Below are 21,631 nucleotides of genomic sequence, written 5' to 3' on the forward strand. Positions count from 1 at the left end.
AGCTTACCTAAGTAAGTGACTGGGATCAGCGAGGAAAGTTAACGCATCTGCAGCTTGAAGTATGACGGGCATAAAAAGGTCACAATATGAATCCGTTTACTTCTCTTCAGCGTAAAAAAGCGCTGTTCTGGCTATCGCTTTTCCATCTGCTGGTCATTACCTCCAGTAACTATCTGGTACAGCTACCGATCTCCATTTTTGGTTTTCATACCACCTGGGGCGCGTTCAGCTTTCCGTTTATTTTCCTCGCCACCGATTTAACGGTGCGGATTTTCGGCGCTCCGCTGGCGCGACGCATTATCTTTGCGGTCATGGTCCCGGCGCTGCTTATCTCCTACGCGGTTTCCGCGCTGTTCTATATGGGCGAGTGGCAGGGTTTTGCCGCATTAGCCAGCTTTAACCTGTTTGTCGCCCGTATCGCCACCGCCAGCTTTATGGCTTACGCGCTGGGGCAAATCCTCGACGTCCACGTCTTTAATCGCCTGCGTCAGAACCGCCGCTGGTGGCTGGCGCCCACCGCGTCCACTCTTTTCGGCAACGTCAGCGATACCCTGGCCTTCTTCTTTATCGCCTTCTGGCGCAGCCCGGATCCGTTTATGGCGGCGCACTGGGGCGAAATCGCCATCGTTGATTACTGCTTCAAAGTGCTGATTAGCATTGTATTTTTCCTGCCAATGTATGGCATGTTGTTGAATATGCTGCTGAAAAAGCTGGCAGATAAATCTGATTTATCCGCATTCCAGCCAGGTTAAGAGTACTGGCGAAACGATGTGATAAGATAAGCGAATGAGCCGTTAATGGCCGTTTATCGAAAGGAAGATGTCAATGCGCAATTTGGTTAAATATGTCGGTATTGGCCTGCTGGTTATGGGGCTTGCGGCCTGTGATAACAGCGACACAAAAACGCCGACTGCCGGGGCTGCTGCAGAAAGCAACGCCAGCGGGCAACCTGTTAATCTGCTGGACGGCAAACTGAGCTTCTCCTTGCCTGCCGGTATGACCGATCAGAGCGGCAAGCTGGGCACCCAGGCCAACAATATGCACGTCTATTCTGATGCCACCGGGCAGAAAGCGGTAATCGTGATTGTCGGCGACAGCACTAATGAAGATCTGGCCGTCATGACTCAGCGTCTGGAAGAGCAGCAGCGCAGCCGCGACCCGCAGCTGCAGGTTGTGAGCAACAAATCCATTGAGGTTAAAGGTCATACTCTGCAGCAGCTGGACACCATCATCTCCGCCAAAGGCCAGACCGCCTGGTCTTCGGTGATTCTCGGTAAGGTTGATGACAAACTGCTGACGCTGCAAATCACGCTGCCAGCAGACAACCAGCAGAAGGCGCAGACCGAAGCGGAAAATATTATTAACACCCTCGTCATCCAGTAACTACTGGCCTGACGCAGCGGCCTTCGGTTCACTGACCGGGGGCCGTTTTTTTAACCGCCACCCCAGCAGCAGCGCTATCGCAACCAGCCCCGCCGTCGCCAGATAGATCGAAGAAATGCCCGTCCACGCCATCAGCAGCCCGGCAAGCGGACCGGTTACTCCCAGGGAGAGGTCCATAAAGACCGTATAGGTTGCCAGCGCAGACCCCTGATTTTGCTGCGGCACGGCCTTCACCGCCACCACGCCAAGCGCCGGGAAAACTAACGAAAAACCAGCTCCGGCAAAGAAAGTACCGATTTTCGCCATCAGCGGCGTGTGCGCGAATCCGACTAACAGCAGCCCGATAATCTCGACGACAAAACAGATCATCGCTACGTTCAACCCGCCGAGACGGTTGATTCCGTTGGGAAACAGCAGGCGAGTGCCGACGAAGGCGCAGCTAAACAACGTCAGGGCGAAGGCCGCACCGTCCCAGCCTTTGGCTTCATAAAACAGGGTGATAAAGGTGGCGATCACGCCAAAACCAGCAGATGCCAGCGCCAGAGCCATTCCGTAGAGCCAGACGCGCCCCAGCACCGCGCGAAACGACATCGCTTTTCCCTTGCCCGCTTTCACCGCCGCTCTCGGCAATGCACACAGCACGGCCACCAGCGCCACTGCCATAATCGTCAACGCCAGCCCGTGCAGGCCAATCAGCGAATAACAGAGCACGCCAAGCGGTGCGCCCATTGCCATCGCCCCGTAGGTCACAATCCCGTTCCAGGAAATAACCCGCCCGATATGCAGCGACCCGACCACCCCGACGCCCCATAGCGTGGAGCCGGTTCCCGCAAAGCTCTGCCCGATGCCGAGAATAACGCGCCCAAGACACAACAGCGCGAGGCTAACAACGGGCCAGCCGTCGCTGAACGCCGCCAGCAGATAGCACAGCCCGCTCAGAAAACAGCCGCACAGACCGAATACGACAATTTTTTTCGGCCCCAGCAGGTCTGCGTAGCGCCCGGCGTGAGGCCGGCTCAGCAATGTCGCGAAATACTGAAGGCTAATCACCAGCCCGGCCCAGAAAGCGCTAAACCCCATCACATCATGAACATAGCCGGGCAGCACCGCCAGCGGCAGGCCAATGGTCAGGTAGCTGGCAAAGTTAAAAATAACGACAGAGACAATCCGCAGATTGAGGCGCAATCCATTGAGCGCCGGTTCGGCGACGTTTTCAGGCATCGGGTTCCACCAGATTTTTACAACAGTGTTTCGTTTCTATCATGCCACGCGTTATAAATCAGCAGCCAGATTAGGATTCTCGGAAACAAGCCAGCCGCTACACTTAATCAAAATCATAGAAAGGAAGAGTGAATGACAACCCCTCAGCCCGATAAAACGGGCATGCATATTCTGCTCAAACTGGCATCGCTGGTGGTTATCCTCGCCGGTATTCATGCCGCAGCAGATATCATCGTGCAGCTACTCCTGGCGCTTTTCTTCGCTATAGTCCTCAACCCTCTGGTCACCTGGTTTATTCGTCGCGGCGTCCGTCGCCCGGTAGCCATTACTATCGTGGTGGTGGTGATGCTGATCGTGCTCACCGCGTTAATTGGCGTACTGGCCGCGTCGGTTAACGAATTCGTTGCCATGCTGCCGAAGTATAATAAAGAGCTGACGGCGAAAGTCCTGCGGCTGCAGGAGATGCTACCGTTTTTGCATATCCACATGTCCCCGGAGCGTATGCTGCAACGCATGGACTCTGACAAGCTGATGACCTTCACAACCGTCCTTATGACCGGGCTGTCTGGCGCTATGGCCAGCGTCATTTTGCTGGTCATGACCGTGGTCTTTATGCTTTTTGAAGTCCGCCATGTGCCTTATAAACTCCGCTTTGCCCTCAATAACCCGCAAATCCATATCGCCGGTCTGCACCGGGCCCTGAAAGGCGTTTCGCATTATCTGGCGCTGAAAACGCTGCTCAGCCTGTGGACCGGGGTGATTATCTGGTTAGGGCTGATGCTGATGGACGTTCAGTTTGCGCTGATGTGGGGCGTGCTGGCTTTTCTGCTGAACTATGTGCCGAACATTGGCTCGGTGATTTCCGCCGTCCCGCCAATGATCCAGGCGCTACTCTTCAACGGTTATTATGAATGCCTGCTGGTGGGCGCGCTCTTTTTAGTCGTGCATATGATTATCGGTAATATTCTCGAACCGCGCATGATGGGCCACCGACTGGGGATGTCGACGCTGGTAGTCTTTCTTTCATTGCTGGTCTGGGGATGGCTGCTCGGCCCGGTGGGGATGCTGCTGTCGGTGCCGTTAACCAGCGTCTGTAAAATATGGATGGAAACCACCAAAGGCGGCAGCAAGTTAGCCATCCTGCTCGGGCCCGGACGGCCGAAAAGCAGGCTACCGGGCTAGCCCCGCCGCTTTACCGGCCAGAAGATAGTCAGCACCCCGGCGACAATCAGCAGCACACCGAGCAGCGATTGCCAGTGGAAAGGCTCATGCCAGCCGGGGAGCCAGATGGCGGCGGCCCAGACCAGAATGTAGCTCAGACTCAGCAACGCATAGGCCTTCGCCAGCGGCAGTTGATGCAGGGCGAAGTACCAGCAGACCATCGACAGGAGATAACCCAACAGGCCGAACGCCAGGCCGAGAGTGCCCGCCCGCAGATGCAGCAGATGGTTGAGAAAGGTGAGTAAATCCGTCAGCGGCGGCAGTTCGACCATCGCGCTGCGCAGCAGCAGCTGCGCGCCACTCACCAGACCGACGCTAAGTAACGCCCAGACTAAACCCATCAGACGCGGCTCCCCAGAATAACGATCCCGACGACAATCAGCCCCACGCCAAGCCAGTGGCGGCGCGCCACCGGTTCGCGCCAGATCCCCCATGCCGCAAGCGTCACCCAAACGAAGTTCAGGCTCAGCATGGGATAGGCAATGCTGACCGGGATCGACTGCAGCACGCTAAGCCACAGCAGCATGCTACAGCCCAGAGAGAGCAGCGCTAAGCCCAGCCAACCGAGGATATGATGCCCGCGCCGTCCGGATTTGGACGGGCGGGTAGCCTGTTTCTGGCACAGCTGTCCGGCGCAGCTCAGTAAGCTGGCGAAAACCAGACAGATCCAGACGCTCATTGCGGCAAATACTGGATAAACACGACCCGCCCCAGCTCATAGGAGCTATCTGGTGTCGGTAACGATAAATCGGCCATCGTCTCTCCTTTATCCATCAGCAGAACCAGCGATACAGGGCCCTGCTGGCGGTGCTCCGCCAGCCAGTCAGCAAAATGCTGTTTATCAACAAACTGGTCCTGCGCATCCGGCCAGGACAGGCCATATTTCAGCTCACCCTGTTTGTCGTACAGAATGATATCGCTGCGCTTGAGCTCCCATGACAGCCCGCCGGCAATGCCAACGTTGTTGGTCAACACGTAGCGGCTCGGCGTCAGAGATTCGCTGACGATATCTACCAGGAACTGCGGCTGCTTGCTGTCGATAACCCGATCCGGGATAGCAAACCCCACCAGCAGCGCCAGCCCCAGCGGGCAGCAGGCGGCGAGAGTCCAGCGGCGACCGTTATCCTTCATCGCCAACCAGCCCATTAACGCCCAGCAGCCGAATATTATCGCCGCCAGCAGGCACTTATACAGCTCGATATGGCTCCATACCGGCTTGTGCATAAAGCCCCACGGTGAAACTACCAGCACGGCGACCAGGCCAATAAGACCGAAGGCCAGGTTAATCGCACCGTTGATTTTCAGCGCTTTCGCTCCCGCTTTTGCCGCATCCAGCGCGTAGCGCGCCATCAGAATCGACAGCGGTGCGAAACAGGGCAGAATATAGGTCGGAAGTTTTCCTTTAGCGATACTGAAGAACAGGAACGGCATCGCCACCCATCCGAGTAAATAGAGCGCACCGCGCGACTCATCGCGTTCGGCCCAGCCGCGCTTAATCGCTCCCGGCAGCAGCGCCAGCCACGGCAGGCTGCCGGCAATCAGGAACGGAATGTAGTACCAGAACGGCGCTTTATGCTGAGCATCTTTTTCTGCAAAACGTTGAATATGCTCAACCCAGAAGAAGTAGCGCCAGAAGTCCGGCTCGCGTTTAGCGATAGCCAGTCCCCACGGTAGCACCACCAGCACGCAAACGCCCACCGCCAGCCAGCCGTAAGTCAGCACTTCGCGCCAGCGCTTACGCGCAATTATCCACGGCAGCACCCCGACCACCGGCACCGCCAGGGCGAGGAAGCCTTTGGTCATAACGCCCATGCCGCAGGCCGCGCCAAGTAACGCGTAGCCGAGGATTTTACCGCTATGGCTCTGGGCCTGCGCTGCGCCCCAGAAGCTGCACATCGCCAGCGCCAGCCACATGGTGATCATCGGATCGAGCACCGCATAGGTGCCGATACCGTAAACCAGCAGCGCGCTCAGAAAAATAACCGGCGACAGGATAGCAAGACGTTTGTCGCGGAAGATACGCCACGCCAGCCAGGCTACCAGCAGCGCGGTGACGGTGATAGCGAAGACCGAACCGAAACGCACGCCAAAATTATTATGGCCGAACAGCCACTGGCCAATGCTGTTGATCCAGTATCCGGCAATCGGCTTTTCAAAATAGCGCAGTCCGAGGAAGTGCGGCACTATCCAGTCGCCGGTCGCCAGCATCTCGCGGCTGATCTCCGCGTAGCGGGTTTCGTCGGGCTGCCAGAGCAAACGGAAGTTGAGCGGCAGTAAATAGTAGAGGACAAAAAGGGCGACCAGAGAGGCGCCATAGCGAATGCTTTTCATCAAACACCCGAATTCAGTAATTGTTCACGCCCAAGCCAGCCTTCCCGGCCGGCCAGTTCACCACGTACCACCTTGCCTCGCGGCAGCACGCTGAAATCGGCGGGCAGCAGCTGGCTTAGCGGGCAAAACTGGATCTCTTCCTGAGCGGCCAAAGTCAGCAGTTCATCAAACTGTTCCGCGAAGGCAATCCCTTCGACTTCGGCATGGATGGTATAGACCGGGGTCCCTGCGTCGCGGTGGATACAATCAAGCAGATAGCGATTGAAGCCCGCACTATCTACCGCGCTGCCTACCACTTCATCCCAGGTAGGTAACGTCACCGGAATCTGCACGGTCCCGAAAACGCAGTTACCAAGCTGCGGCAGAAAAGGGGCGGTTCCCCGGCAGTCGCTGTTGTAGAGGAAATCAAAAGCTTCTTTGGCTTTAATGACCCGCTGATCGGCGCGCCATCCGGCAACGGCGGAGCAGGTCACCGGGCGACCGATGATCCGCTCCAGTTCCAGCAGCCCGCGTTCAATCTCCAGGGTCAGCTTTTCCTGCGGCCAGACGCCGCTCCACGCCTGCCAGCTATAGTGATCCCAGGCGTGCAGGCCAACTTCATGAGCCTGCGCGGCGGCGCGGATCGTCCCTTCATTTCCCGCGCCAATCCTGCGCCCCGGCCAGGCAGTACCTGCCAGCAGGATATCCCAGCCGTACAGCGAAGCGGCCTTTGAACGCAACATCTTCCACAGGAATTTCGGTTTTACCAGGCGCCATAAATGACGCCCCATGTTGTCCGGCCCGACGCTAAAAAAGAAGCTTGCCTGAATCCCGTGCTTGCTCAGCAGAGTCAGCAGCCGCGGAACCCCGTCCCGCGTACCGCGAAAGGTATCGACATCTATGCGTAAGCCGACCTGTTTCATGATTTACTGTCGTCCGTCAGCTCAACCGTACGCAGGAAGAAGTCCAGGGTGTGTTCTACCGTCTCTTCCATTTCCACCGTCGGCACCCAGTTCAGGCAGCGCTTCGCGTTGCGAATGCTCGGCTTACGGTGCTCAACGTCCTGGTAACCTTTACCGTAGTAATCGCTGCTTTCAACTTCGCGGAAACCGGCAAACGGCGGGAAACGGTCGCGTAGCGGGTGGCGTTCAAAGCAGGCCAGCAGCATTTCCGCCAGCTCTTTGATGCTCGCTTCGTTATCCGGGTTGCCGATGTTGATTATCTGCCCGTTGCAGCGGTCATCTTTATTCTCAATGATGCGGAACAGCGCTTCGATACCGTCGCTAATATCGGTAAAGCAGCGCTTCTGCTTGCCGCCCTCAATCAGCTTGATCGGCGAACCTTCGACCAGGTTGAGGATCAGCTGAGTGATAGCGCGGGAGCTACCGATGCGCGCAGCGTTGAGATTATCGAGGCGCGGCCCCATCCAGTTGAACGGACGGAACAGGGTAAACCTCAGGCCGTGTTTATCGCCATAGGCCCAGATAACGCGGTCCAGCAGCTGCTTAGAGACCGAGTAAATCCAACGCTGTTTGTTGATCGGACCGACCACCAGGTTGGAGGTATCTTCATCGAAGTTGTTATCGGTACACATACCGTACACTTCAGAAGTCGACGGGAAGATGATGCGTTTATCGTATTTCACGCAGTCGCGGATAATCTTCAGGTTCTCTTCAAAATCGAGCTCAAAGACGCGCAGCGGATTGCGGGTATATTCAATAGGCGTGGCAATCGCCACCAGCGGCAGCACCACATCGCATTTCTTAATGTGGTACTCGATCCACTCGGAGTGGATGCTGATATCGCCCTCAACGAAGTGGAAGCGCGGGTTATCGAGGAAGCGGCTGATGGCGTCTGATCCAATATCCAGTCCGTAAATCTCGTAGTTGTCGTCCTGCAGCAGACGCTCGGTGAGGTGGTTGCCGATAAAGCCGTTCACCCCGAGGATTAGCACGCGGGTACGGCGCTTAATCGCCACTACCGGTTTGCTGCTCAGCACCGCGCCCGCAACCAACCCCAGCGCCTGCGCCAGCTGCGTACCCTGCATATATACGCCGTGCTCGGTCTGCCCGGTGACGATTTCTAACGCCCCTTCCTGACAGGCGACGACCAGCGGCGTGACGGAAAGTACTGTCCCCGCTTTGGCGGCAGGTAGATCGTCACGTACGCGGGACTTCCAGACGATAAATTTGTTCGCCCCGGCATAGCCGAACGCGCCTGGCCACGGATCGGAAACCGCACGCACGAGGTTATGCAGCGTTTGAGCCGATTTTTCCCAGTCGAGACGACCATCTTCCGGCGTACGGCGGCCCACACAGGTCGCCTGGCTTTCATCCTGCGCTCGCTCTTCGATTTTGCCGTCGCGAATTGCCGGCAGGGCCTGAGCCAGAAGATCGGACGCTGCAGCGCAGAGTTTGCGGTGCAGGGCCAGCGCCGCGTCATCCGCGCCGATAGCCACGCTTTTCTGCGCCACGATATTGCCGGCATCGGCACGATTAACCATACGATGCAGCGTGACGCCGGTTTCGCTTTCGCCGTTCACCAGCACCCAGTTCAGCGGCGCGCGACCGCGATATTTCGGCAGCAGTGAACCATGCAGGTTAAATGCCCCCTGCGGGGCAATATTCAGGATGTCATCGCACAGCAGGTTGCGGTAGTAGAACGAGAACAGCACGTCAGGGTTTATCTCACGGATACGTTCGATCCACAGCGGATGGTTCACATCCTCCGGCGCCCATACCGGAATGCCCTGCTCGGCGGCAATACGCGCTACGGAGCCAAAGAAATGGTTTTCGCCAGGGTTATCCGGATGGGTAAAAATGGCGGCGATGTCATAACCGGCATCCAACAGAGACTGAATACCTGCACAACCCATATCGTGATAAGCGAAGACTACGGCTTTCATGAACGATCTTCCTCTTGAGATGCCGTTTCCGGCTGGCGAACAACACGTTGAATAAAGTAGCGAGGACGGGCGCGAACATCGTTATAGATGCGGCCGATGTACTCCCCAAGGAGGCCCATACCGATAAACTGGGCGCCGATAAACATGAACAGCACCGCGAAGAGCATGAACACCCCTTCCGCCGCCCACTGCGGACCGAACACCAGGCGCAGCACCACCAGCAGCAGGCCAAAGGCGAAGCCCAGCAGAGCGATGGCGCTACCGAACAGGCTCAGCAGACGCAGCGGCGTGGTGGTCAGACAGGTCACCAGGTCGTACATCAGGTTAATCAGGCGCATAAAGCTGTATTTGGAATCGCCGAATTCGCGCTCGGCGTGCATCACCGGGATCTCAACCGCCCGGCGGGCAAAGGTGTTCGCCAGAATCGGGATAAAGGTGCTGCGCTCATGGCAGTTGAGCATCGCGTCGATGATATGGCGACGATAGGCGCGCAGCATGCAGCCGTAGTCGCCCATCGCTTTACCGGTAGTGCGCTGAATCAGACGGTTGATCATCTTCGACGCGCTTTTTCGAAACCAGGTATCCTGACGATTCTGACGTACGGTACCGACCACGTCATAGCCCTCGTCGGCCTTCTCCACCAGACGCGGGATCTCTTCCGGCGGGTTTTGCAGGTCTGCATCGAGGGTAATAATCAGGTCGCCGGTGACATGGCTGAAGCCCGCCATAATCGCCGAATGCTGGCCGTAGTTGCGGTTCAACAGCACCGCGACCACATGGCTGCCTTCGGCCTCGGCGGCTTCGGTCAGCATCCGCGCCGACTCATCGCTGCTGCCGTCGTCGACCAGCAGAATTTCATACTGGCGTCCGAGCGTTGCGCAGGCGGTGTCGGTGCGGCGAATAAGCTCCGGCAGGCTCTCCTGTTCGTTATAAACAGGGATAACAACAGAGACCTTTTTCACGGGAGGATAGCTAAACATATCAACGTCCTGACAGCTGGTGCAGAGCGGAAATCACCCGAGTGACATCGTCATCGGTCATGTCCGGGAACAGAGGGATGGAACATATGCGCGCGCTGTTCCATTCCGTATGCGGCAATGAAACTTCGGGGAAACGCTCGCGGTAATACTTTTGCGTATGCGCCGCGCGGAAGTGCAGGCCGGTGCCGATCCCCATGGCTTTTAGTTTTTCCATCAGGGCATCGCGGCTGATGCCGCAAACGGCTTCGTCAACGCGGATAATAAACAGATGCCAGGCATGCTGATGCTGCCACGACGGCGAGACCAGCGGACGGAACGGTGTGTCTGCCAGCTCGCTCAGATAACGTTGAGCAATTTTGGCGCGACGCTGATTGGCGTGAGCAAGCTTATCCAGCTGTACCAGTGCCAGCGCGGCGTTGATATCCGCAAGGTTGTATTTAAACCCCGGTGAAATAACTTCCGCCTGCGGGGCGCGGCCCAGAGTCTGACGGTCGTAGGCGTCAACCCCAAGACCATGGAACTTCAGGCTGCGAATGCGCGCGGCCAGTTCGTCGTCGTCGGTCACGACCAGACCGCCTTCGGCGCAGGTCATGTTTTTGATCGCATGAAACGAGAAAATGGCGGTGCCGCGCCAGCCTACGTGGCGGCCTTTGTAGTACGTTCCCGCCGCGTGGGCGGCATCCTCAATCACCGGAATGCCGTGACGCTCGCCGATAGCGCGAATGGCGTCGATATCCGCCGGCGCGCCCGCATAGTGTACCGGGATGATAGCTTTGGTTCGTGAGGTGATCGCGGCTTCAACCGCTTCGGGAGTAACCATCAGGTTATCGGGATCAACATCGATCATCACCGGGGTCGCGCCGAGAAGACAGATCATGTTCAGCGTGGAGACCCAGGTCTGGGAAGGGGTGATAACTTCATCGCCCGCGCCGATACCCAGCGCCATCAGCGTGACGTGCATACCGCCCGTCGCCGAACTGACGGCAATGGCGTGGCGGTTGCCGGTTAACGTGCAGAACGCCTCTTCCAGCGCCTGATTTTTTGGTCCGGTGGTGATCCATCCTGATTGTAAAACTTCACGCAGCGCAGCCAGCTCTGCGTCGCCCATCGACGGGCGCGAAAACGGCAAAAAATCGCTCATCATGTTCCTGCTCTGTAAATGACCCGTCGAAGACGGGTCGATATGAAATATCCTGCACCTGCTGACTTAAACAAAATGAAAATGAAAGCGAGATCGGCCCGATAGCGCGTTTCATTACTTTGAATTCAGATGTTATTAAATTTAGTCAGGTTTGCTTAGGATAATATTAAGAAATTAATATTAATTAGATATTCACCACAATCTTTTTTAAAATCATGAAGATAAAAGAAAATATGGCGTACTAAAAAGAGGTGTGGCGTTCCCAACTGCGAAGAAATAGCGGAAACGCCCTGACGGAAAGTAAACGGAAGTTAAACCAGATTCCAATAAACCATCTTTAAACATGGTTTACGCGATATAAAAAATCCAGTCTCAGCACCACACTTTATCGAATTAATTACAGATTGGCAGGAAAGTTGTCAGGTAATTCATTAGCCGGACAATTAATAACTTCATTATTATCCGCACCGCAATCGCGAACAAAAGTGATAGTAGCAAACTCATCGATCACTTCAGTCGGGTAGGCAGGACCGGCTTCACGGTAAGAAATCATCAGCGGAATATGTTCGTTCTGGAAGCAGACGGTTTTTTTTGGGTTATTCATCACCCAACGCGGGAAAAAGATGGTGCCGTGGAACAGTTTGTCGCCAAGGTTAACAATCAGGCTCACGTCGGTGCCGGTCGGTTCGGTCCAGGAAATTTTATAGATGCTCTCGCCAACGCGCACGATGTAAGCCAGCTGGTCCTTCACCCAACGATTTGCGACGATACCGCTGTGAATACGGTAATCAAGGGTGGTGGCGTTTTTAACGTAAATTTCGTAGTTCCAGCCGTTATCGTAGGTATAAACCAGATGTTTGCCGATAAAACCGCTCAGGTCATGTTTGTCGAAAGTGCTCATAATCTGTTCTCCTCTGTTTGTTGAGAAGAAGCATACTGCTTTAAAAAATGGATGAATAACGCTATGTTTGGATTAAATCAATTCACTTTTTAGATTAATTATGCACAAAACGACTCTGGAGCAATGGGCGCTGCTGGAAAAGGTTGTCGAGCTGGGTAGCTTCGTGAAGGCGGCGGAAGAGACCCACCGCAGTCAGTCATCGGTTAGCTATAATCTCGCGCTGCTGCAGGAGCGCCTCGGCGTCACGCTGCTCACGCCATCTGGCCGTCGCGCGGTGCTGACCCCGGCGGGCGAGCTGCTCCTCGGCCAGGTGAAGCCGCTGCTGCAAGCTTTCGCCTATGTCGAAACCCACGCCGCTACCCTGCGCGACGGTGTCCGAACCCGGCTGGACCTGGTGGTCGACAGCATTTTTCCGCGCGAACGATTATTCGCCATCCTGCGCCGGTTCCAACAGCGCTATACGCAGACGCAGGTCAGGCTGACCGAAGTGCTGGAAAACGTTGAAGAAGAACACCCGGCGCGCAGCGAAGCGGACGTGATGGTCCTGACCCGCCGCCAGGATATTACCGGTCGCGGCGAATGGCTGATGAATATTGATTTTGTCGCCGTCGCCCATCGCGATCACCCCCTCTCGGACCTCGAGGGACCGCTGGACGATAGCGCGCTGGCCCCCTGGCCGCTGGTGCGCATCGCCGACCGTAACAACGATCCGCAGTCCGCGCGCGATGCGTGGACGTTTTCCACTATTGATGCCGCTATTGACGCGGTGCTGTATCAGGTTGGTTTCGGTTGGCTGCCGGAAGAACGCATCCGCCCGCAGCTCCAACAGGGGCTGCTAAAGGCGCTGCCGCTGGGCCACGGCGCACGGCGCGCCACACCGCTGCATTTGATCGTTAAGCGTGATTTAACGCCCATCGATGAGCAGGTCGCCATGCTGCTGGATCTGTTCAGAACGCCCTGAAGGTCTGATAGCCCGGACAGATGCGCAGCATCGCCTCCGGGAAATTCCGCCACTCTGCGCTCTGCTCCCGGGGGCGGCGCAAAGCGCCTTGCCCGGGCTACAGGATCACCGCCGTCTGCGGGCCGGTAGCCCGGACAGATGCGCAGCATCGCCTCCGGGAAGTTCCGCCACGCTGCGCTCTGCTCCCGGGGGCGGCGCAAAGCGCCTTGCCGGGCTACAGATTCACCGCCGTCTGCGGCCCGGTAGCCCGGACAGATGCGCAGCATCGCCTCCGGGAAGTTCCGCCACTCTGCGCTCTGCCCCCGGGGGCGGCGCAAAGCGCCTTGCCCGGGCTACAGGATCACCGCCGTCTGCAGGCCGGTAGCCGGGACAGATGCGCAACATCACCTCCGAAACTCTGCCTCTCTGCGCCATGCCCCCGGGGGCGGCGCAAAGCGCCTTGCCCGGGCTACAGATTCACCACCGTCTGCGGGCCGGTAGCCCGGACAGATGCGCAGCATCGCCTCCGGGAAACTCTGCCACGCTGCGCTCTGCTCCCGGGGGCGGCGCAAAGCGCCTTGCCCGGGCCACAGGGTCACCACCGTCTGCAGGCCGGTAGCCCGGACAGATGCGCAGCATCGCCTCCGGGAAACTCTGCCACGCTGCGCTCTGCTCCCGGGAGATATGCCGAAGCAGGTGCTTCCCGGCTTGCGCTACGCTTAGCCAGGCCGCAGGCGGGTTCGCAATCTTATACAGCCAAAAGAGATATACCGTTTTCTTATACTTTCAGGCCCTATATTGATCCAGCTTACGCCGAAAGTATGATGAATCATTAAAATCGTCATACTTTCCTGTCGCTGAGAAAAAGCCTTGTCTATCATCCGCACCACTCTGCTGGCGCTACTTGCCTGCGCCCCTTTACTGGCTAACGCCGTCGCCAATGAGCTCACCACCGCGTGGCCGGTCAACGTGGGACCGCTCAACCCTCATCTCTACACCCCCAACCAGATGTTCGCCCAGAGCATGGTTTATGAGCCGCTGGTAAAATATCAGGCGGACGGTTCGGTAAAACCCTGGCTGGCCAGAAGCTGGACCCACTCGAATGACGGTAAAGTCTGGACCTTTACCCTGCGCGATGATGTGACATTCTCCAACGGTGAAGCGTTTGATGCCGCTGCGGCGGCGGAGAACTTCCGCGTGGTGCTCGATAACCGCCAGCGCCACGCCTGGCTGGAGCTGGTTAATCAAATCGTCGACGTTAAAGCGCTCGCCAAAAACCAGCTGCAAATCACCCTGAAAAGCGCTTATTACCCGTTCCTGCAAGAGCTGGCCCTGCCGCGCCCTTTCCGCTTTATCGCCCCGTCGCAGTTCAAAGATAATGAAACCCTGCACGGCATTAAAGCGCCGATTGGCACCGGTCCGTGGGTACTGAAGGAGTCAAAGCTGAACCAATACGACGTGCTGGTGCGTAACGACCGCTACTGGGGTGAAAAGCCGCAAATTCAAAAGATCACCGTCAAAGTAATCCCCGACCCGACCACCCGCGCGGTGGCCTTTGAAACCGGCGATATCGACCTGCTCTACGGCAACGAAGGGCTGCTGCCGCTTGACACCTTCGCTCGCTTCAGCCACAACCCGGCTTACCGTACCCAGCTTTCCCGGCCAATAGAGACGGTAATGCTGGCGCTGAACTCCGCCAAAGCCCCAACCAACGAGCTATCGGTACGCGAAGCGCTGAACCACGCGATAAATAAACAATCGCTGATCGATAACGCCCTGTACGGCACCCAGCAGGTTGCCGATACGCTATTTGCCCCCACCGTGCCTTATGCGGACGTTGGCCTCAAGCCGCGCCGCTACGATCCACAGCAGGCGAAGGCGTTGCTGGAAAAAGCGGGCTGGACGCTACCTGAAGGAAAAGATATCCGTCAGAAAAATGGCCAACCGCTGCGTATTGAACTGTCTTTTATCGGCACCGATGCCCTGAGTAAATCGATGGCGGAAATCATCCAGGCCGATTTGCGCCAGGTTGGCGTGGACGTGGCGCTGGTCGGCGAGGAAGAGAGCAGTATTTACGCCCGCCAGCGCGATGGCCGCTTCGGCATGATTTTCAACCGCACCTGGGGCGCGCCGTACGATCCGCATGCCTTTATGAGTTCGATGCGCGTTCCGTCGCACGCCGACTTTCAGGCGCAGCAGGGTTTAGCCGACAAACCGGTTATCGATAAAGAGATTAGCGAGGTGCTGGAAACCACCGATGAAACGCAACGCCAGGCGCTGTATCGCGATATTCTGACCCGCCTGCACAACGATGCGGTCTACCTGCCCATCAGCTACGTCTCGATGATGGTGGTGGCCAGACCGGAGCTGGGCGCGATCCCCTACGCGCCGATTGCGTCTGAAATTCCTTTCGAACAGATTAAGCCGGTGAAACCCTGATGTTGCATTATGTATTGCGGCGTATTCTGCTGCTGATTCCGATGATTTTCGCCGCCTCGGTGATTATCTTTCTCCTGCTGCGTCTGGGAACCGGTGACCCGGCGCTTGACTATCTACGTCTGTCAAACCTGCCGCCAACGCCGGAGATGGTCGCCTCCACTCGCGTCATGCTGGGACTGGACCAGCCGCTTATCGTGCAGTACGGCAGCTGGCTGTGGAAGGCGCTGCATCTGGATTTCGGCGTCTCGTTCGCCACCCAGCGCCCGGTACTGGATGATATGCTCAGCTTCCTGCCCGCCACGCTACAGCTGGCGGGGGCCGCGCTGGTGCTGATCCTGCTTACCTCCGTCCCGCTCGGTATCTGGGCGGCGCGCCACCGCGACCGCCTGCCGGATTTCATTGTGCGGGTTATCGCCTTCCTCGGCGTGTCGATGCCCAACTTTTGGCTGGCTTTCCTGCTGGTGATGTTCTTTTCGGTTTACCTGCAATGGCTGCCGGCAATGGGCTACGGCGGCTGGCAGCATATCGTTCTGCCTGCGGTGTCGATTGCTTTTATGTCGCTGGCGATCAACGCCCGTCTGCTGCGCGCCAGCATGCTGGAGGTCGCCGGGCAGCGTCACGTCACCTGGGCGCGCCTGCGCGGCCTGGACGAGAAGCAGACCGAACGTCGTCATATTCTGCGCAACGCCTCGCTGCCGATGATTACCGCCGTCGGGATGCACATCGGCGAGCTGATTGGCGGCACAATGATTATTGAGAATATCTTTGCCTGGCCCGGCGTCGGGCGCTACGCCGTCTCGGCAATTTTTAACCGTGACTACCCGGTCATTCAGTGTTTTACCCTGATGATGGTGATTGTTTTTGTAGTCTGTAACCTGCTTGTTGACCTGCTGAACGCCGCGCTCGATCCGCGTATTCGCCACCATGAAGGAGCGCATTCGTGAACTTTTTCCTCTCTTCACGCGGGTCCGTCCGTATCTCTTTGATCATCATCTTCCTGCTGGCAGTCATTGCGCTCACCAGCCAGTGGTGGTTGCCATATGACCCACAGGTCATTGATTTGCCTTCGCGCCTGCAGCCCCCTGACGGTCAGCACTGGCTGGGGACCGATCATCTGGGTCGCGATATCTTCTCGCGCCTGCTGGCGGCGCCCCGCGTATCGCTCGGTTCAGTGATGGCCTGCCTGCTGCTGGTTCTGGCGCTGGGTTTAATCGTTGGCGGCAGCGCGGGGCTTATCGGCGGCCGTGTCGATCAGGCCACCATGCGCGTCGCGGAGATGTTTATGACCTTCCCGACCTCGATCCTCTCTTTCTTTATGGTCGGAGTACTGGGAACCGGGTTGACCAACGTGATTATCGCCATCGCCCTGTCGCACTGGGCGTGGTACGCACGCATGGTGCGCAGCCTGACGATATCTTTGCGCCAGCGCGAGTTTGTCCTCGCTTCCCGGCTTTCCGGTGCGGGCCATATTCGGGTGTTTATCGACCATCTTGCCGGAGCGGTGATCCCCTCGCTGCTGGTGCTGGCAACGCTGGATATCGGCCATATGATGCTGCACGTCGCCGGGATGTCATTCCTCGGCCTTGGCGTCACCGCGCCAACCGCCGAATGGGGAGTGATGATTAACGATGCCCGCCAGTATATCTGGACCCAGCCGCTGCAAATGTTCTGGCCGGGACTGGCGCTGTTTATCACCGTCATGGCGTTCAACATGGTGGGCGACGCGCTGCGCGATCGCCTGGATCCTCATTTGATCGCGGAGCATGCCCACTGATGCCGCAACGAATTGAACTGCAAAACATTACCTTACGTGCCGAACGCTCGCTGGTGCATAACGTTTCGCTGACGATCCAACGCGGACGCGTGCTGGCGCTGGTAGGCGGTAGCGGCAGTGGGAAATCGCTGACCTGCGCGGCGGCGCTGGGTATTGTTCCCTCCGGCGTACGCCAGACGGCGGGGATGATTCTTGCTGACGGCCAGCCGGTTTCCCCCTGCAAACTGCGCGGCAGTACAATCGCCACCGTTATGCAGAACCCGCGTAGCGCCTTTAACCCGCTGCACACCATGGCGACCCATGCGCGGGAAACTTGCCGGGCATTGGGTAAACCCTCAGACGACGCCACGCTTATCGCGGTCCTCGAAGCCGTTGGGCTGGAGGAGGCGCAGCGCGTGCTGAAGCTTTATCCGTTTGAGATGAGCGGCGGTATGCTGCAGCGAATGATGATTGCCCTGGCGCTGCTGTGCGATGCGCCGTTTATCGTCGCCGACGAACCGACCACCGATCTGGACGCTGTGGCCCAGGCGCGCATTCTCGATCTGCTGGCAGACATCATGCAAAACCGCGGGCCGGGGATGCTGCTGGTCACCCACGATATGGGCGTCGTGGCGCGGCTGGCGGACGATGTGGCGGTGATGGATAACGGCAGCCTCGTAGAACAGGGCGATGTTACAACGATATTCAGCTCTCCGCGGCACGCCATCACCCGCGGTCTGGTAGCGGCGCATCTCGCCCTTTATGGTCTGGAGCTGGCCCTATGACGTTACTGAGCGTATCTGCAATTACCCATCAGTATATGAATTTACAGGTGCTCAAAGAGGTCTCTTTGGCGCTGAAAAGCGGCGAAACCGTTGCCCTGCTGGGGCGCAGCGGCTGCGGGAAAAGCACTCTGGCGCGCCTGCTCGTCGGGCTGGAAACGCCAAAGGAGGGCAGCGTAAGCTGGCGGGGAGAGCCGCTCTCCCGGCTCAATCGCGCTAAACAAAAAGCGTTTCGCCGGGATATTCAACTGGTGTTTCAGGATTCCATCGGCGCGGTAAATCCGCGTAAAACCGTACGTGAGATTTTGCGTGAACCCATGCGCCATCTGCTGTCGCTGAAAAAATCTGAGCAGCTGTCCCGGGCAAGCGAAATGCTCAGGGCGGTGGATCTCGACGATAGCATGTTGGATAAACGGCCGCCCCAGCTGAGCGGCGGCCAGCTCCAGCGCGTCTGCCTGGCGCGGGCGCTGGCGGTAGAGCCGAAGCTGCTGATCCTCGATGAAGCGGTTTCTAATCTCGATCTTGTGATACAGGCAGGCATCATACGTCTACTCAAAAAGCTCCAGCAGCAGTTCGGCACCGCCTGCCTGTTTATCACTCACGATTTACGTCTGGTGCAGCGTTTCTGTCAGCAGGTGCTGGTGATGGATGAGGGGAAAATCGTGGAGATACAAACCGTGGGCGACGCATTAACTTTTTCCTCTGACGCCGGTCGCGTGTTACAAAATGCGGTACTTCCCGCCTTTCCCGTGCGCCGAAATAAGGTTTAAGTCAGATGCAACGAATTACCATTACTCTCGATGACGATTTACTCGATACGCTGGATAGCCTGAGCCAGCGCCGTGGCTACAACAACCGTTCCGAAGCTATCCGCGATATTCTGCGCGGCGCGCTGGCCCAGGAAACCACTCAGGAGCACGGCACCCAAGGCTTCGCGGTTCTCTCCTACGTTTATGAACACGAGAAGCGCGATTTAGCCAGTCGCCTGGTCTCCACCCAGCACCACCACCACGACCTCTCCGTCGCCACCCTGCACGTACATATTAATCACGACGATTGCCTGGAGATTGCCGTCCTGAAGGGAGATATGGGCGACGTTCAGCATTTTGCCGATGACGTTATCGCCCAGCGCGGCGTACGTCACGGTCATTTGCAGTGTTTGCCTGACGAGAAGCCATCAAGCCACTCATAAAGCGCAGGCCAGTGCAACGTACGGAACTCGATATAACAGCCGCTGAATGATAAAAGGCGGCGCATTTGATTAAATGAATGACACATCAAATTTATCAGTATGTTCATTCAGCCACACGCTGGCGGGAAAAATCGCTAGCCGGGCTTTTTTATTCCCAGTCGAATATCAGCAATTGCGTTAAGTAATCTCATTAATTCTGGAGCCAGCTGATAAAAAGCAAGCCCCTTTTCCGTTAAGATGACCTTTCTGATATTCCTGCCGCGCTTAATCAGATTAAAACCCAGAGAATTTTCAAGCGCACAAATGCTCGCCGTTATTAATAATGGATCCGTAGCAAGCCTCTGCGCAGCCTGATGAATATCGCCCATCTGTACCATAAGCATAAATATTTCGACTTCTGACTTTTTCATCACCGGTGCGCTCTTACTAAAAAACCTCCCCCACTTTTTAAGCGGTTAAAAAAACATTGTCAATAAACAATCAATTGCCCTCTGGTTTACACAAGAAATAAAAGTGAGAGGCCTATAACGCTTCCATTTAATTTTGCAATTCATGCATTTCAAAATTAAATAAACCTCACGACAGGCACAAGTAAATATGTGAGAGGAATCACCAGACGCCAGCCTGCAACAAAAAAACAATAAATAAATTACCCATAATTATCATGATGTTAAATGCAAAACAGTCATCATGAAAATTTTATGGCACAGCGTATGCAATTAACTACTCGTAAACCACACTGGAGATAGTTAAATGACGTATAAAATTTTACTCCCACAGGAAATCATGGCAGAAGGGAGAGCATATCTGGAAAGCCGCGGCTATGAACTGATTAACGGTTCAGGGATGGAAGAAGAAGATATCATTCGCGACATCGTAGATTGTGACGGGATTATTGTACGCCTTTCAAAAATGTCCGATCGCGTATTTGAGGCGGCTAAAAAGCTGAAAGTCGTTGCCCGTCACGGTGCCGGTTATGATACGGTCGATCTGGAGTCAGCGAAACGACACGGCGTGGTCGTATTAAATGCGCCGATTGCTAACAGTATGTCCGTCGCTGAACTGGCAATATTTTATATGCTGCACTGCTCGCGTAATTTCAAGCTGGTGCAGGAAAAGATGCTGGAAGATTATTACTGGGCAAAACTGCGCACACCAAAAGTGGAGCTGGATGGTAAAACGCTGGGCTTAATTGGCGTAGGGAATATTGGTTCGCGCGTGGCAATAAAAGCGCTGCATGGCTTTAATATGAAAGTTATCGCCTACGATCCGTATAAAACTCAGCAGCAGATCCCTGAAGGCGTAGAGCTCACCGACGATTTTGACCGTATTTTCAAAGAGAGCGACTTCGTTTCTTTGCACTGTCCAACCACGGCGGAAACCACCGATTTTGTCGGTGAGAAACAGTTTTCCATGATGAAGCCCAGCGCCTATTTCATTAATACCGCGCGCGGAAAACTGGTTGATGAAAAAGCGCTGTATCACGCATTGAGCACTCACGCCATTGCCGGCGCCGGCGTCGATGTTTTAAAGAAAGAGCCGTTTGATGCCAACGATCCAATTTTCGCGCTGAGCAATATCGTTATTGCTCCGCACATAGGCGCCGCCACTATCGAAGCCACCGACAGAGCCTCACTCCATTCCGCTATTGGCATTGATGAAGTTTTATCCGGTAAGAAACCGTCCTGGCCGGTTCCAGGTTTTTAAGGAGAAAAAACATGACTATTGGTAACCGTATTTTTTTAAAGCGTCCGAACTATAACGTCGATCTTCTTAAAGAATTTGAGCACCTTCCGGCGGCGAATATAGCTGACACAATGAACCGGATCGCCGTGCTGGGTAACGGAATTAAACGTATTTCTTCGCCGAAAAAACCGATTATGGCGGGCTTTGCTATCACGGTAAAAGCACGAGCGGGCGATAACCTGATGCTGCATGCCGCGCTGGATATGGCGGGAGAAAACGATGTCATTGTGGTCTCCAACGAAGGCGATCGTTCACGCGCATTAATGGGCGAGATCATGGTGGCTTATGCCCACTACATGAAGAAAATCGCCGGTATCGTGCTGGACGGACCTATCCGCGATATCGATGCGCTGTCGACTCTCGATTTTCCTTTGTTCGCCACCGGTTCCAACCCCGCGGGTCCTTTTAAGCAAGGCCCCGGAGAGGTAAACACGCCGATTGCCGTTGGCGGCGTCGCGGTTTGCCCCGGCGACCTGATTGTTGGCGATGCGGATGGCGTGATTGTTATCCCACTCGGCGACGCGCAAGCCGTGCTGGATAAAGCCAAAGAGTATGCAAAATTCGATGCAAATAAAGTAGAAGCGGCAAAAAACGGCACCGCGAATCGCCAATGGGTTAAAAAATCACTGGATGAATCGGGCGTTGAGTTTATCGACGACACGTATCGTTAATTTGATTAAATAATATCAGACCACGGCTCTCCGACGAGCCGTGGCT

The 21,631-nt window shown here is 56.2% G+C and carries 22 protein-coding genes; 12 read left to right on the top strand and 10 right to left on the bottom strand.

Going from position 1 to position 21,631, the window contains the following annotated elements; genetic code table 11:
* Window positions 1–86: 86 nt before the first annotated feature.
* Both GJ746_RS23750 and GJ746_RS23755 read left to right on the top strand, forming a co-directional pair.
* The gene (locus tag GJ746_RS23750) at window positions 87–752 is read left to right on the top strand and encodes a 7-cyano-7-deazaguanine/7-aminomethyl-7-deazaguanine transporter (RefSeq protein WP_154682356.1); all 666 of its coding nucleotides are present in this window, start codon (window positions 87–89) and stop codon (window positions 750–752) included.
* 73 nt (window positions 753–825) lie between these two features.
* Entirely contained in the window at window positions 826–1,383 is a 558-nt protein-coding gene (locus tag GJ746_RS23755) for a DcrB family lipoprotein (protein ID WP_154682357.1), read from the top strand.
* On the opposite strand, the gene GJ746_RS23760 is transcribed toward GJ746_RS23755, so the two are convergent.
* Window positions 1,384–2,604: an MFS transporter gene (locus GJ746_RS23760; protein ID WP_154682358.1), complete on the bottom strand. Its 1,221-nt coding sequence runs from the start codon at window positions 2,602–2,604 to the stop codon at window positions 1,384–1,386. It abuts the gene before it with no gap.
* 132 nt (window positions 2,605–2,736) lie between these two features.
* Here GJ746_RS23760 and GJ746_RS23765 point away from each other — a divergent pair, with 132 nt between their 5' ends.
* Window positions 2,737–3,786, top strand: coding sequence for an AI-2E family transporter (locus tag GJ746_RS23765; RefSeq protein WP_154682359.1), 1,050 nt, complete (start codon window positions 2,737–2,739; stop codon window positions 3,784–3,786).
* Here GJ746_RS23765 and arnF read toward each other — a convergent pair.
* From arnF to GJ746_RS23805, 8 genes are all read right to left on the bottom strand, one after another.
* Window positions 3,783–4,166: a 4-amino-4-deoxy-L-arabinose-phosphoundecaprenol flippase subunit ArnF gene (gene arnF, locus GJ746_RS23770; RefSeq protein ID WP_154682360.1), complete on the bottom strand. Its 384-nt coding sequence runs from the start codon at window positions 4,164–4,166 to the stop codon at window positions 3,783–3,785. The two genes, GJ746_RS23765 and arnF, sit on opposite strands and share 4 nt — an antisense overlap.
* Entirely contained in the window at window positions 4,166–4,504 is a 339-nt protein-coding gene (arnE, locus tag GJ746_RS23775) for a 4-amino-4-deoxy-L-arabinose-phosphoundecaprenol flippase subunit ArnE (RefSeq protein ID WP_154682361.1), read from the bottom strand. The genes arnF and arnE overlap by 1 nt, the downstream gene beginning before the upstream one ends.
* On the bottom strand, window positions 4,501–6,156 hold the full coding sequence (gene arnT, locus GJ746_RS23780) for a lipid IV(A) 4-amino-4-deoxy-L-arabinosyltransferase (protein WP_154682362.1): 1,656 nt from the start codon (window positions 6,154–6,156) through the stop codon (window positions 4,501–4,503). The genes arnE and arnT overlap by 4 nt, the downstream gene beginning before the upstream one ends.
* Entirely contained in the window at window positions 6,156–7,058 is a 903-nt protein-coding gene (gene arnD, locus GJ746_RS23785) for a 4-deoxy-4-formamido-L-arabinose-phosphoundecaprenol deformylase (protein WP_154682363.1), read from the bottom strand. The genes arnT and arnD overlap by 1 nt, the downstream gene beginning before the upstream one ends.
* Entirely contained in the window at window positions 7,055–9,040 is a 1,986-nt protein-coding gene (gene arnA / locus GJ746_RS23790) for a bifunctional UDP-4-amino-4-deoxy-L-arabinose formyltransferase/UDP-glucuronic acid oxidase ArnA (protein WP_154682364.1), read from the bottom strand. The genes arnD and arnA overlap by 4 nt, the downstream gene beginning before the upstream one ends.
* The gene (gene arnC, locus GJ746_RS23795; protein WP_154682365.1) at window positions 9,037–10,020 is read right to left on the bottom strand and encodes an undecaprenyl-phosphate 4-deoxy-4-formamido-L-arabinose transferase; all 984 of its coding nucleotides are present in this window, start codon (window positions 10,018–10,020) and stop codon (window positions 9,037–9,039) included. The genes arnA and arnC overlap by 4 nt, the downstream gene beginning before the upstream one ends.
* Before the next feature lies 1 nt (window position 10,021).
* Entirely contained in the window at window positions 10,022–11,161 is a 1,140-nt protein-coding gene (gene arnB, locus GJ746_RS23800) for a UDP-4-amino-4-deoxy-L-arabinose aminotransferase (protein ID WP_154682807.1), read from the bottom strand.
* 397 nt (window positions 11,162–11,558) lie between these two features.
* Window positions 11,559–12,065, bottom strand: a complete 507-nt coding sequence (locus GJ746_RS23805) for a phenolic acid decarboxylase (RefSeq protein ID WP_195908884.1) — start codon at window positions 12,063–12,065, stop codon at window positions 11,559–11,561.
* Between the two features lie 97 nt (window positions 12,066–12,162).
* On the opposite strand from GJ746_RS23805, the gene GJ746_RS23810 reads away from it, so the two are divergent.
* The 7 genes from GJ746_RS23810 to nikR all read left to right on the top strand — a co-directional run bounded on the left by GJ746_RS23810 (window position 12,163) and on the right by nikR (window position 19,168).
* Window positions 12,163–13,023, top strand: coding sequence for a LysR family transcriptional regulator (locus GJ746_RS23810; RefSeq protein WP_154682367.1), 861 nt, complete (start codon window positions 12,163–12,165; stop codon window positions 13,021–13,023).
* 849 nt (window positions 13,024–13,872) lie between these two features.
* Window positions 13,873–15,441 carry a nickel ABC transporter substrate-binding protein gene (nikA, locus tag GJ746_RS23815; RefSeq protein WP_154682368.1) on the top strand — a complete coding sequence of 523 codons (1,569 nt, stop codon included), beginning with the start codon at window positions 13,873–13,875 and terminating at the stop codon, window positions 15,439–15,441.
* On the top strand, window positions 15,441–16,385 hold the full coding sequence (gene nikB, locus GJ746_RS23820) for a nickel ABC transporter permease subunit NikB (RefSeq protein ID WP_154682369.1): 945 nt from the start codon (window positions 15,441–15,443) through the stop codon (window positions 16,383–16,385). Before nikA ends, nikB begins: the two co-directional genes overlap by 1 nt.
* A complete protein-coding gene (gene nikC, locus GJ746_RS23825; RefSeq protein ID WP_154682370.1) occupies window positions 16,382–17,215 on the top strand; it encodes a nickel ABC transporter permease subunit NikC in 834 nt (277 codons plus the stop codon). The genes nikB and nikC overlap by 4 nt, the downstream gene beginning before the upstream one ends.
* Window positions 17,215–17,979 carry a nickel import ATP-binding protein NikD gene (gene nikD / locus GJ746_RS23830; protein ID WP_154682371.1) on the top strand — a complete coding sequence of 255 codons (765 nt, stop codon included), beginning with the start codon at window positions 17,215–17,217 and terminating at the stop codon, window positions 17,977–17,979. The genes nikC and nikD overlap by 1 nt, the downstream gene beginning before the upstream one ends.
* Window positions 17,976–18,746, top strand: a complete 771-nt coding sequence (gene nikE, locus GJ746_RS23835) for a nickel import ATP-binding protein NikE (protein ID WP_154682372.1) — start codon at window positions 17,976–17,978, stop codon at window positions 18,744–18,746. The genes nikD and nikE overlap by 4 nt, the downstream gene beginning before the upstream one ends.
* A 5-nt stretch (window positions 18,747–18,751) precedes the next feature.
* Complete coding sequence (nikR, locus tag GJ746_RS23840; protein WP_154682373.1) at window positions 18,752–19,168, top strand: nickel-responsive transcriptional regulator NikR; 417 nt, start codon at window positions 18,752–18,754, stop codon at window positions 19,166–19,168.
* Window positions 19,169–19,302: 134 nt separating this feature from the next.
* Here nikR and GJ746_RS23845 read toward each other — a convergent pair whose 3' ends face one another.
* The gene (locus tag GJ746_RS23845) at window positions 19,303–19,578 is read right to left on the bottom strand and encodes a LysR family transcriptional regulator (RefSeq protein WP_154682374.1); all 276 of its coding nucleotides are present in this window, start codon (window positions 19,576–19,578) and stop codon (window positions 19,303–19,305) included.
* A 343-nt stretch (window positions 19,579–19,921) separates the two neighbouring features.
* On the opposite strand from GJ746_RS23845, the gene GJ746_RS23850 reads away from it, so the two are divergent.
* Window positions 19,922–20,875: a hydroxyacid dehydrogenase gene (locus GJ746_RS23850; protein ID WP_154682375.1), complete on the top strand. Its 954-nt coding sequence runs from the start codon at window positions 19,922–19,924 to the stop codon at window positions 20,873–20,875.
* Window positions 20,876–20,886: 11 nt separating this feature from the next.
* Window positions 20,887–21,585: an RraA family protein gene (locus GJ746_RS23855; protein ID WP_154682376.1), complete on the top strand. Its 699-nt coding sequence runs from the start codon at window positions 20,887–20,889 to the stop codon at window positions 21,583–21,585.
* The last annotated feature ends 46 nt before the right edge of the window (window positions 21,586–21,631 follow it).

It is taken from the genome of Klebsiella oxytoca (genome assembly GCF_009707385.1).
In the GTDB taxonomy this organism is placed as follows: Bacteria; Pseudomonadota; Gammaproteobacteria; order Enterobacterales; family Enterobacteriaceae; genus Klebsiella; species Klebsiella oxytoca_C.

Bases quoted from the DNA above. Each gene is read 5' to 3' on its own strand.
- GJ746_RS23750 (WP_154682356.1), top strand. From the start codon at position 87: ATGAATCCGTTTACTTCTCTTCAGCGTAAAAAAGCGCTGTTCTGGCTA.
- GJ746_RS23755 (WP_154682357.1), top strand. From the start codon at position 826: ATGCGCAATTTGGTTAAATATGTCGGTATTGGCCTGCTGGTTATGGGG.
- GJ746_RS23760 (WP_154682358.1), bottom strand. From the start codon at position 2,604: ATGCCTGAAAACGTCGCCGAACCGGCGCTCAATGGATTGCGCCTCAAT.
- GJ746_RS23765 (WP_154682359.1), top strand. From the start codon at position 2,737: ATGACAACCCCTCAGCCCGATAAAACGGGCATGCATATTCTGCTCAAA.
- arnF (WP_154682360.1), bottom strand. From the start codon at position 4,166: ATGGGTTTAGTCTGGGCGTTACTTAGCGTCGGTCTGGTGAGTGGCGCG.
- arnE (WP_154682361.1), bottom strand. From the start codon at position 4,504: ATGAGCGTCTGGATCTGTCTGGTTTTCGCCAGCTTACTGAGCTGCGCC.
- arnT (WP_154682362.1), bottom strand. From the start codon at position 6,156: ATGAAAAGCATTCGCTATGGCGCCTCTCTGGTCGCCCTTTTTGTCCTC.
- arnD (WP_154682363.1), bottom strand. From the start codon at position 7,058: ATGAAACAGGTCGGCTTACGCATAGATGTCGATACCTTTCGCGGTACG.
- arnA (WP_154682364.1), bottom strand. From the start codon at position 9,040: ATGAAAGCCGTAGTCTTCGCTTATCACGATATGGGTTGTGCAGGTATT.
- arnC (WP_154682365.1), bottom strand. From the start codon at position 10,020: ATGTTTAGCTATCCTCCCGTGAAAAAGGTCTCTGTTGTTATCCCTGTT.
- arnB (WP_154682807.1), bottom strand. From the start codon at position 11,161: ATGAGCGATTTTTTGCCGTTTTCGCGCCCGTCGATGGGCGACGCAGAG.
- GJ746_RS23810 (WP_154682367.1), top strand. From the start codon at position 12,163: ATGCACAAAACGACTCTGGAGCAATGGGCGCTGCTGGAAAAGGTTGTC.
- nikB (WP_154682369.1), top strand. From the start codon at position 15,441: ATGTTGCATTATGTATTGCGGCGTATTCTGCTGCTGATTCCGATGATT.
- nikD (WP_154682371.1), top strand. From the start codon at position 17,215: ATGCCGCAACGAATTGAACTGCAAAACATTACCTTACGTGCCGAACGC.
- nikE (WP_154682372.1), top strand. From the start codon at position 17,976: ATGACGTTACTGAGCGTATCTGCAATTACCCATCAGTATATGAATTTA.
- nikR (WP_154682373.1), top strand. From the start codon at position 18,752: ATGCAACGAATTACCATTACTCTCGATGACGATTTACTCGATACGCTG.
- GJ746_RS23845 (WP_154682374.1), bottom strand. From the start codon at position 19,578: ATGAAAAAGTCAGAAGTCGAAATATTTATGCTTATGGTACAGATGGGC.
- GJ746_RS23850 (WP_154682375.1), top strand. From the start codon at position 19,922: ATGACGTATAAAATTTTACTCCCACAGGAAATCATGGCAGAAGGGAGA.
- GJ746_RS23855 (WP_154682376.1), top strand. From the start codon at position 20,887: ATGACTATTGGTAACCGTATTTTTTTAAAGCGTCCGAACTATAACGTC.